Raw genomic sequence first — 6,372 nt, forward strand, 5'->3', positions numbered from 1 at the left:
AGACGGCCAGATACAGCGGGGAATCGGTGAAAAACCGGAATGGGCCTTGCCGGTACCCCACTCCGGAGCTTGCGCCGGCTCCCGATGGGCGACCAGCAACGTGATGATGTGATTCTCGGTGGGTCATAGGCCGGGAAGGTGGTCGCGACGCTGCTCGGATTTCTCGCGCGCGCTCCGCCGGTCGTAATGCTCGTCGAGGATGGTGTTGCTCGCGTCGAGACGATCGGAGACGACGCGCCGGGGTACGTCCTCGCGCCGGTACGCGGTGACCCGTCCGCTCCGAACGTCGTGCGGGGACCGGGACGAGGGGCAGGTACTGGCCTTGACCATGTCCGTCGCCTCGCAGGTGTCCACATCGCGATCGTGGGGACACTCGGCACCGCGCCAACAGGGGCGGGTGATCCGATAGAGAGTGTCCCGAATCGTCGAGATGGACGCGCGCCCGTACTGCGTCGCAACGAGGGGGTCGCGGCCGTAGTCGTCTTTCACGTCGTCGCGCGGACCGTCGATGTAGTCCTCCAGAACGCGGGAGACGTGCGGACTGATCGCGTTCCACCGCTCGCCCTTCTCCTTGTTTTTGAGAGGCGTATCGACCTCCGGGCGGTGACGGAACTGGACGCCCGGCCGGTCTGTATCGAGGTCGAGGTCGCCCAAGTCGAGCGAGCGAACGGCGCCGGCCCGCGCGCCCGTGTGCCACATCAGGAGCAGCGTGACGTGTTCGCGGCTGGCGTAGTTGTAGCGGTTCAGGTACTCCAGAATATCACCGACGCGCTCGGGTTCGAGCGTCGTGTCGCTCACGTTTTGCCCGTTGCTGACCGTCGGGAGGGGAACGTCCTCGCGAAGTCCGCCGCGGACCGCGTCGATCTCTTCCGCGAATCGGAGGAACGAGCGAAGTGTCGCCAGCTGGCCGCGGAGGGTCACCGGGGCAATCGGGTCGCGACCGTCGCCGTTTCCTTCCCGTCTCCAGACGCGGTATCGATAGAGGTCACGACCGGTAAGCTCGTTCAGGTTCTCGATCCCTTCCTCGACACACCACTGCTGGAACGCTTCGAGCCGGTACCGGTGGCTTTCGAGCGTCCGCTCGCTCAATTCGTCGCGACGGGCTTCGAAGTACATCTCGACGCCCTCGCTCGGAGATAGGGGTTCGAGGTCGTCGCTCATTGCTTCCCTCCGTCATCGTCGAGGATGTTCGCGCACCGCTCGCAGACGGGTTCGTCCCGATCGGCGTCGTACCCGTCGGCGTAGTTCTCGCAGTAGGAACAGGTGCCGTCGGAGTTTTCACTTAGCGTTACATCTGCCCGTCTGGGGCCTGTAAGCCCCGATATGGTTCCGTGCATTGGCATCACGGGAACCACCGTGGGGCCGCGCTGTAACGCGGCCCTTCTTCACTAACCGACCAGAGTCATCAGGAACCAGCTGATAGTCCCCGAGTAAACGGACAACAAGATACTACTTAATGCTTTTGCTGAATAGAAATTACTAATTAGTAAATCCGTCTGCGATATCACTATCAGTCAGGACGCTGTATTCCGGATATGAGCGAAGAAGACGACAAAAGTGGACGGCCGACAGCTCCAGAGGGATTCAAGCGGGTGACAGGGCCGGAGATGCCTGATGAGCAAAAAGAGCTACTGGAGATCGCGCCACGAGACACAGACTGGATGACAGACCTTGACAATCAGATACTCTACGTATTGTTGACTGGACTAACACTAACACCATCGGTAATAGCCGATAATTTGGATAAATCTAGACAAGCAGTTTCACAGAGGCTGAACGCTCTTCGAGCTGGAGGACTTGTAGAAAAAGAGGAACGAGGGAAGTACACGCTCACAAAGGAAGGATATGCGTATACACAGGTTGGAGATGTTAAAAGCAGCAAATGAATAATTCTGGAATATGTTATTGTAACTTAGTGGGACAAAATTACTCGGTCCAAGGATAGGGTTCACCGCATTCGTGACAATAATTAGGGACATCTGTTGATGAGCCGACCGAGACTACTCCATCAACATCGTAATTGCCTCTGATTTTTTCACCACATTCCTGACATTCAGTAATTGTTTCCGCACCACACTTCTCGCAGAAATTTTGGCGGAACTCAGGAGAGCTTGCGTAGCGATCCGTAATCTGGTGGCCATTAAGGCACACCTGCATGATGTCGTATTTGCCCATATACAATCTCAATCGTAGTTCCTCTTAATTATTCTTCCAAGCGTCGATCTCTGCTAACTTCATATTCCGATGAATCTCAGTCTCTTCCTGGAATAAATTCTTCTCAGTAGGATTCCCAAACTCGTCAGCCGTTGTGAGGCTAATTTGAATATATATCTCATCTATACCCTTATTGCTAAGATGGGTTGTGATTTCTGAGAAACTACCTCTCATCGTGTCTTCGTCAGATTGTACCTCAAACTGCGGACAACAAAATACATCTACATTTTTCTCATCTGGACCGATAATCTTTCCACCATCTTCAGAACCGGTTCTGGTTAATTGAGTTGATACTGTTTGTCCAAGAGCTGAGCCAGAGACCTGCTTAAGCTGGGTAACAATGTATAATTCGACGATCGCGCCACCACCATAGTTTGATATGTTAAACTGACAGTCATCGTCTATAGTTTCGCGCTTGAGAATATCTAATAATGCCTTTTTTTCAGTTTGAAGGATTTCATGCTGACTCTGTTGTATCTCCGCTTGTTTATCTAAGATATCCTCCTGATTTTGCTGAACAGATGTGCGTTCTTCCTGTGTAGACCACATTTTGAGATACAAATACGCAAGAATTGCTGAGAGAAGAATTGATCCAACTGCACTAGTGAGATTCGTAACTTCAGCAAATTCTAAATTAGTTCGAAAAGTAAGTAGAATTACAATTGTTGGGATTCCTAAAGAGATCCCCACTCCGATTATAACTAGATGAATCGAATAGTCTCGGTCGGAACTCATCGGGAAATCTATCTTATCTAACATACATATGTGTATGTATTTTATCATACAGTGTGGCAGTACAAACCTCTTTTAGCATTCGAGATAAGTCATTGACCGGCTGATTCATATAATCATGTGTCTGATAAAGCCTATTTTAGTCCATTAGTCGGGGCTGTCATACGGACTCTGACCGCGTAACTTATCATATGCCACAACCGGGACGCTCAGAATTGAAGCAATCACGCCGACAGCAGCTGCTGTACGGATTGTTACGATAAGTAGGTACAGAACTGCTATTGCTATAGGAGAGGGTTCCGAAAGAGAAAGTTCGTGAATAGTACTAACCTCCAAGCCAGAAAAATATTCCACAACGGCGAAGTGCGAACCTAGGGCAGAGACGAGACTCACAATAAATATCGCAGGGATACGGAACCACGGAGATCGAGGTAGAATCTTTCCGATTTTGAATATAAGTCGGAGGACAATGCCATATCCGGCGAAGAGGGCAGTCACGAGTACTAACATAAATATAACGGGTTCGAACCGAGTGACGAGATAAGAAATAGAGAGTATAAGCATGATATTAAAGAGTGTAAAAAATGCTAGAGGCAAGTTATCAAGTCGGTAGTGTGCGAGATGTAGATTGTGCCATGATCCAATCTCGGTCGCAAGTTGCTTATATACTAATAGAAGCGATAATATCGCCATTCCAAGAGCGGAGACAAAACCAGTTGTATAAATGAGTCCTGTATTAGTCCCCGTACCAAACTCTGGAGCGAATTGTGAGATATAGAGGGCGAGTGCCGCAAAAGCACCCATGACGAGGAGTAGCGCTGAGTGATCTTCGATAAAACTGGCAAGGTCGACCGAACGGGGGCCCGGATCACTAGAAGATTCTTTTTTGCTCATTGACAGAATATATCCCCTACTAAAACCTATTATTTTCGGTATTTTAGGTTGAATTAGAATGAACCATACAAGGACGCGGTTCGTCTCTTTCCATCTGAGGGTTCGAGATATGGTAGTCTTCTACTGTTAATAGTCGATCCGCAACCTCAGGGCTAGTAACGCCCATCTGAAGGAGACTGGCTGCGATTGTTTCGGCGTTATGTGACGCGATTTTCGTTTGTTTGTTCCGGAATATTTCTCCTTGCGCGAGGTCGTTCCCGAGACGAGTATTCTCGATGAGGTTCTGGATGGGCAGTTCCAATTGAACCATATCAACACCGCCGCCGCCCGGTTCATGTTCATTGCCGTCAGCGTCGACAATCGCTTTCAGATCGTATCCAAACGCAGGGTCCGTCGATCGGCGGTCGAATGCCTCGGAATTAGGTTCGGTTTTGCCATCCAGTATCTCACCGACGAACTCCTTGTGTGACGGGTCGATGTTCAGATGCGCCAGTAGCGCCGGTAGGGACGTGCCCCTCCCGTGAACGTCAAAGTAGTCCTGAACGCGGTTGCGGATCAGGCTCTTTCGAGGAGACTCACCGTAAGACCAAGCGCGATCAGCACTCGGCCATCGCTCGGAGAGTGACCGGCCCGAGTCTGGTTCCGGCGGTGGTGTTGCGACGCCAGCTGCCCATCGAAGATCGTCGTCGAGCGCGCGTCTGGTTTCACGCGGCCCGTCGAGCTGGCCCTGGTCAACAGTCCACGGAGAGCCGCAGCAGGAGCAGACCACATCGGCACCGCGACCGTCGTCCCATCGGACGCGCTCGCCGTGTGGATCCACCTGTCCGGACTCTTCGTTTTCCGCGCACTGTTCGCACCGATCAGCGCGAATGGCCTGATTAACGGTCTGCGAGCGAGTGGTCCGCTGACGGGCAGTCGACCAGTAGAGCGCGCCCCAAGCGATGTACTCGATCGGCTTGTCGAGCAGCGATTCGGTGTAGCCGCCCATGTACGCGGCCATGTACGAGCCGAGGTTTCCTACGTCGGCGTTCAGGGAGATACACCCGTCCTCTTCCCTCAGGTAGTCGTCGATCTCCGTGTAGTCGTGACCGGCGAATCCGGCCGGATCGCACTCTTCGACGTGTTTGTCGATGACGCGCTCGAACTCCGACCCGACCGAGTTGAGGTCAAGCGAAGTCGCGGCCGCGTCGAAGTAGACGCCGACGTGTAGGTGCGTATAGCAGGCGTTCAGACCGGACCGTTTGTCGTCGTCCGCGGCCGTGCCCATCCCGTGCGGTTCGCCCTGGAGCCAGTAGCCCCAGTCATCGGACTCCAGCCCAAGATGGTACTCCATCGTGTTCCGGAGGGCGTCGCGGACGCCGCCGTAGCTGAACGCGTCGTGAATCGCGTCGAGATGGTCGACCGGAGAGAGCCGGTCACCAGACGGCACAGACGACGCCGTGAGCGTTAGCATCGCCGTCGCCGGGTCGTCCCACGCGGGAACAGCCTCACCACCCGTCGGGCGCTCGCCACCGCCCATCTGTCGCTGGAGCGCGCGGGCACGGGCATACTGTTTCCGGCTGTACTCTTCGCCCCACGCGTCGACGAGCGGCACGTCGAACTCGTCACCGGACTCGCGGTCAGCGAAGCGGGCGACAAGTCCCTCGTAGTCGACGTGCGACCGCAGGAACGCGTGAATCGCGTCGGTCCACGTCGCGGCGGTCCGTCGGTCGAGCGACCGCACCGAGAAGGCGTCTTCGAGCGGCTGTTCAGGCTCGACCCACTCCTCGGAGAACTCCGGGTCGGTGACGATGCGCCGGAGCTTCCGGCCATGGGTCACCGACAGAGGAAGATCAGCGAGGTCGGGGTACTGGGATGCGAACTCAGCGACCCTTTCGACAACGCGATCGTCGTCCTCCTGAAAAGAAGCGGTAGAGCCGTTTACAGAGTTAGTCTCCTTGGAAGGCCAAGACGCAGACCGGGGCGAACTCTCGCTACTCATCGCCAGACCTCCGGTGAGTCGCACCCGCACCGCCACTCGTTCGGCTCCCTCCGGTCGCCGTGCGCGGCCGGCGCCGTTCGGTCCGCGTCCGGCGGACCTCACGGACCACAAGGTCGCCGGCCGCTTGGAGAGACTGACGGGCGGGCGCGAAGCGACTCATTTGTCCACTTCGCTCCCCCCGTCGGCGACGAGGTCGGCGTCGAGGCAGTTTTCGAGCTGGGTCGTCCGGTGGGAAGGCTGCCGTCCGCCGAACCGTGGGAGCTCTCGATTCGGGCAGTCGACGTGATGCCCGTACTCGGTAGTCCCGTCGGGCGACTCAGTACACCGAGCGCCGCAGCCGGGACACCAGAACTCCCCCGGTTTGTCCGTCCCGAGGGTTCCCCCAACAGATTGGTCGGTGAGGCTCACCGCAGATCACCCCCGTCGGGACGATCGCGGCCCGCCTGCCCACCCCGTAAAGGGGTAGGCAGGCAGGGCAAAGCGAGAGCGTCGACGGTACTAATCGAACCACGGAACGGAGAAACACCTACATCGAAGGGTGGGTAGGTGCG

Annotated in this window: 8 protein-coding genes; 1 reads left to right on the forward strand and 7 read right to left on the reverse strand. The window is 55.5% G+C overall.

Annotated features, from left to right (window positions below; translation table 11 throughout):
- Positions 1–123 precede the first annotated feature (123 nt).
- Entirely contained in the window at positions 124–1,161 is a 1,038-nt protein-coding gene (locus B9H04_RS06125) for a tyrosine-type recombinase/integrase (RefSeq protein ID WP_211216863.1), read from the reverse strand.
- Entirely contained in the window at positions 1,158–1,337 is a 180-nt protein-coding gene (locus tag B9H04_RS17915) for a hypothetical protein (protein WP_139835030.1), read from the reverse strand. The genes B9H04_RS06125 and B9H04_RS17915 overlap by 4 nt, the downstream gene beginning before the upstream one ends.
- Before the next feature lie 198 nt (positions 1,338–1,535).
- Here B9H04_RS17915 and B9H04_RS19135 point away from each other — a divergent pair, with 198 nt between their 5' ends.
- Positions 1,536–1,886 (forward strand): helix-turn-helix domain-containing protein, encoded by a 351-nt coding sequence (locus B9H04_RS19135; RefSeq protein ID WP_248648651.1) that lies wholly within the window; start codon positions 1,536–1,538, stop codon positions 1,884–1,886.
- Positions 1,887–1,926: 40 nt separating this feature from the next.
- On the opposite strand, the gene B9H04_RS06135 is transcribed toward B9H04_RS19135, so the two are convergent.
- The 5 genes from B9H04_RS06135 to B9H04_RS17930 all read right to left on the reverse strand — a co-directional run bounded on the left by B9H04_RS06135 (position 1,927) and on the right by B9H04_RS17930 (position 6,229).
- Positions 1,927–2,175 carry a DUF2321 domain-containing protein gene (locus B9H04_RS06135; protein WP_080508579.1) on the reverse strand — a complete coding sequence of 83 codons (249 nt, stop codon included), beginning with the start codon at positions 2,173–2,175 and terminating at the stop codon, positions 1,927–1,929.
- Positions 2,176–2,199: 24 nt separating this feature from the next.
- Positions 2,200–2,949, reverse strand: a complete 750-nt coding sequence (locus tag B9H04_RS17920; protein WP_139835031.1) for a hypothetical protein — start codon at positions 2,947–2,949, stop codon at positions 2,200–2,202.
- 144 nt (positions 2,950–3,093) lie between these two features.
- A complete protein-coding gene (locus B9H04_RS17925) occupies positions 3,094–3,840 on the reverse strand; it encodes a hypothetical protein (protein ID WP_139835032.1) in 747 nt (248 codons plus the stop codon).
- Between the two features lie 43 nt (positions 3,841–3,883).
- Entirely contained in the window at positions 3,884–5,821 is a 1,938-nt protein-coding gene (locus tag B9H04_RS06140) for a hypothetical protein (RefSeq protein WP_080508578.1), read from the reverse strand.
- A gap of 156 nt (positions 5,822–5,977) precedes the next feature.
- A complete protein-coding gene (locus B9H04_RS17930) occupies positions 5,978–6,229 on the reverse strand; it encodes a hypothetical protein (RefSeq protein WP_139835033.1) in 252 nt (83 codons plus the stop codon).
- Between the last annotated feature and the right edge of the window lie 143 nt (positions 6,230–6,372).

It is taken from the genome of Halorubrum ezzemoulense DSM 17463 (assembly GCF_002114285.1).
In the GTDB taxonomy this organism is placed as follows: Archaea; Halobacteriota; Halobacteria; order Halobacteriales; family Haloferacaceae; genus Halorubrum; species Halorubrum ezzemoulense.

Bases quoted from the DNA above. Each gene is read 5' to 3' on its own strand.
- B9H04_RS06125 (WP_211216863.1), bottom strand. From the start codon at position 1,161: ATGAGCGACGACCTCGAACCCCTATCTCCGAGCGAGGGCGTCGAGATG.
- B9H04_RS17915 (WP_139835030.1), bottom strand. From the start codon at position 1,337: ATGCACGGAACCATATCGGGGCTTACAGGCCCCAGACGGGCAGATGTA.
- B9H04_RS19135 (WP_248648651.1), top strand. From the start codon at position 1,536: ATGAGCGAAGAAGACGACAAAAGTGGACGGCCGACAGCTCCAGAGGGA.
- B9H04_RS06135 (WP_080508579.1), bottom strand. From the start codon at position 2,175: ATGGGCAAATACGACATCATGCAGGTGTGCCTTAATGGCCACCAGATT.
- B9H04_RS17920 (WP_139835031.1), bottom strand. From the start codon at position 2,949: ATGAGTTCCGACCGAGACTATTCGATTCATCTAGTTATAATCGGAGTG.
- B9H04_RS17925 (WP_139835032.1), bottom strand. From the start codon at position 3,840: ATGAGCAAAAAAGAATCTTCTAGTGATCCGGGCCCCCGTTCGGTCGAC.
- B9H04_RS06140 (WP_080508578.1), bottom strand. From the start codon at position 5,821: ATGAGTAGCGAGAGTTCGCCCCGGTCTGCGTCTTGGCCTTCCAAGGAG.